Here is a 3,129-nt window from a genome sequence, read left to right on the forward strand (position 1 = left end):
GATGCCTTGGCAGTAAGAGGCGATGAAGGACGTGATACTCTGCGATAAGCTTGGGGGAGCCGAGAATAGGCCTTGATCCCGGGATCTCCGAATGGGGCAACCCACCTGACAGTTGATTATAACAGCCTTCGGGCTGCCTATAATCTTCTGAGACAGGTACTTTGTGGCTGAATATATAGGCTTCAAAGAGCGAACCCGGGGAACTGAAACATCTAAGTACCCGGAGGAAAGGAAATCAACAGATACTCCGCTAGTAGTGGCGAGCGAACGCGGATCAGCCGAGACCGAGAAGTGACCAGAACCGGTTGGAAAGCCGGGCCATAGTGGGTGACAGCCCCGTATGGGAAGCTTTGAGGTACGTATTAAGTAGGGCGGGACACGTGAAATCCTGTCTGAAGATCGGGGGACCACCCTCGAAGGCTAAGTACTCCTTACTGACCGATAGCGAACCAGTACCGTGAGGGAAAGGTGAAAAGCACCCCGACGAGGGGAGTGAAACAGTACCTGAAACCGAACGCCTACAATCAGTCGGAGGCTCCTTGCGAGCTGACGGCGTACCTTTTGTATAATGGGTCATCGACTTGGTCTCACGAGCAAGCTTAAGCCGATAGGTGTAGGCGCAGCGAAAGCGAGTCTTAAATGGGCGTCGAGTTCGTGGGATCAGACCCGAAACCGAGTGATCTAGGCATGACCAGGATGAAGGTAAGGTAACACTTACTGGAGGTCCGAACCCACACCTGTTGAAAAAGGTCGGGATGAGTTGTGCCTAGGGGTGAAAGGCCAATCAAACTCGGAGATAGCTGGTTCTCCGCGAAATCTATTTAGGTAGAGCGTCATCCGAATACCCCGGGGGGTAGAGCACTGGATGGGTAATGGGGCCCCACAGGCTTACTGATCCTAACCAAACTCCGAATACCCGGGAGTAGTGGATGGCAGACACACGGCGGGTGCTAACGTCCGTCGTGGAGAGGGAAACAACCCTGACCTACAGCTAAGGCCCCCAATTCGTGGCTAAGTGGGAAAGCAGGTGGGACGACCAAAACAACCAGGAGGTTGGCTTAGAAGCAGCCATCCTTTAAAGATAGCGTAACAGCTCACTGGTCTAATCAAGTTGTCCTGCGGCGAAGATGTAACGGGGCTCAAGCCACGAGCCGAAGCTTAGGACTGCGTATGCAGTGGTAGCGGAGCGTAGTGTGACAAAACCCATGCCTTTTTTGCGCCTTCGGGTGCAACGGAGGCCCGGGTTTGACTGTGAAGCCGGGGCGTGAGCCATCCGGTGGAGTGATCACTAGCGAGAATGATGACATGAGTAGCGACAAACAGGGTGAGAGACCCTGTCGCCGAAAGTCCAAGGGTTCCTGCTTAAAGCTAATCTGAGCAGGGTAAGCCGGCCCCTAAGGCGAGGCCGAAAGGCGTAGCCGATGGGAACCAGGTTAATATTCCTGGGCCAGGAGGATGTGACGGATTGCGGATGTTGTCGGGCCTTATCGGATTGGTCCGGCAGCCATGCAGTTCCTGGAAATAGCCCTCCACCAGACCGTACCCTAAACCGACACAGGTGGACTGGTAGAGCATACCAAGGCGCTTGAGAGAACGATGTTGAAGGAACTCGGCAAAATACCTCCGTAAGTTCGCGAGAAGGAGGCCCGGGTGCTGGGCAACCAGTGTCCGGGGGCACAAACCAGGGGGTGGCGACTGTTTACTAAAAACACAGGGCTCTGCGAAGTCGCAAGACGACGTATAGGGTCTGACGCCTGCCCGGTGCCGGAAGGTTAAAAGGAGGTGTGCAAGCACCGAATTGAAGCCCCGGTAAACGGCGGCCGTAACTATAACGGTCCTAAGGTAGCGAAATTCCTTGTCGGGTAAGTTCCGACCTGCACGAATGGCGTAACGACTTCCCCGCTGTCTCCAACATCGACTCAGCGAAATTGAATTGCCTGTCAAGATGCAGGCTTCCCGCGGTTAGACGGAAAGACCCCGTGCACCTTTACTACAGCTTCACACTGGCATCAGGCATGTGATGTGCAGGATAGGTGGTAGGCTTCGAAGCAGGGACGCCAGTCCTTGTGGAGCCATCCTTGAGATACCACCCTTCGCCTGCTTGATGTCTAACCGCGGTCCGTTATCCGGATCCGGGACCCTGTGTGGCGGGTAGTTTGACTGGGGCGGTCGCCTCCCAAAACGTAACGGAGGCGCGCGAAGGTTGGCTCAGAGCGGTCGGAAATCGCTCGTTGAGTGCAATGGCAGAAGCCAGCCTGACTGCGAGACTGACAAGTCGAGCAGAGACGAAAGTCGGCCATAGTGATCCGGTGGTCCCGAGTGGAAGGGCCATCGCTCAACGGATAAAAGGTACGCCGGGGATAACAGGCTGATACTGCCCAAGAGTCCATATCGACGGCAGTGTTTGGCACCTCGATGTCGGCTCATCTCATCCTGGGGCTGGAGCAGGTCCCAAGGGTATGGCTGTTCGCCATTTAAAGAGGTACGTGAGCTGGGTTTAGAACGTCGTGAGACAGTTCGGTCCCTATCTGCCGTGGGTGTAGGATACTTGAGAGGAGTTGCCCCTAGTACGAGAGGACCGGGGTGAACGATCCACTGGTGGACCTGTTGTGGCGCCAGCCGCAGTGCAGGGTAGCTATGATCGGAAAGGATAACCGCTGAAGGCATCTAAGCGGGAAGCCCCCCTCAAAACAAGGTATCCCCGAGGGCCGTGGTAGACCACCACGTCGATAGGCCGGAGATGTAAGCATGGCAACATGCTCAGTTGACCGGTACTAATTGCCCGACAGGCTTGATTTGATCCAGAAACAGCAAGGCTCAATCAGAAGTCGGCTTGGACAGCGTTTTTTCCTCGGTTTGGTGGTCATAGCGTGAGCAAAACACCCGGTCCCATCCCGAACCCGGAAGTTAAGTGCCGCAGCGCCAATGGTACTGCGTCTCAAGACGTGGGAGAGTAGGTCACCGCCAAACCTAGAAAAAAACGCAAAAAAACTCTCTTCTCGATAAATGCCGCGGGGTGGAGCAGCCCGGTAGCTCGTCAGGCTCATAACCTGAAGGTCGCAGGTTCAAATCCTGCCCCCGCAACCAAATTCCTTCGCGTTATCAAACGCTTAAGCGCCGCCCTCCGGG

The 3,129-nt window shown here is 55.4% G+C and carries 1 tRNA gene and 2 rRNA genes (1 of these 3 running past the window's edge); all 3 read left to right on the forward strand.

The features are described from left to right. Positions 1-2,799 (forward strand): 23S ribosomal RNA (locus C8N32_RS14520); it begins 27 nt to the left of the window's first position. A 56-nt stretch (positions 2,800-2,855) separates the two neighbouring features. Then, positions 2,856-2,970 (forward strand): 5S ribosomal RNA (gene rrf / locus C8N32_RS14525). A 40-nt stretch (positions 2,971-3,010) separates the two neighbouring features. Beyond that, positions 3,011-3,087: transfer RNA gene (locus C8N32_RS14530), tRNA-Met, on the forward strand. The last annotated feature ends 42 nt before the right edge of the window (positions 3,088-3,129 follow it).

This window comes from Rhodovulum imhoffii, from assembly GCF_003046545.1.
GTDB lineage: Bacteria > Pseudomonadota > Alphaproteobacteria > Rhodobacterales > Rhodobacteraceae > Rhodovulum > Rhodovulum imhoffii.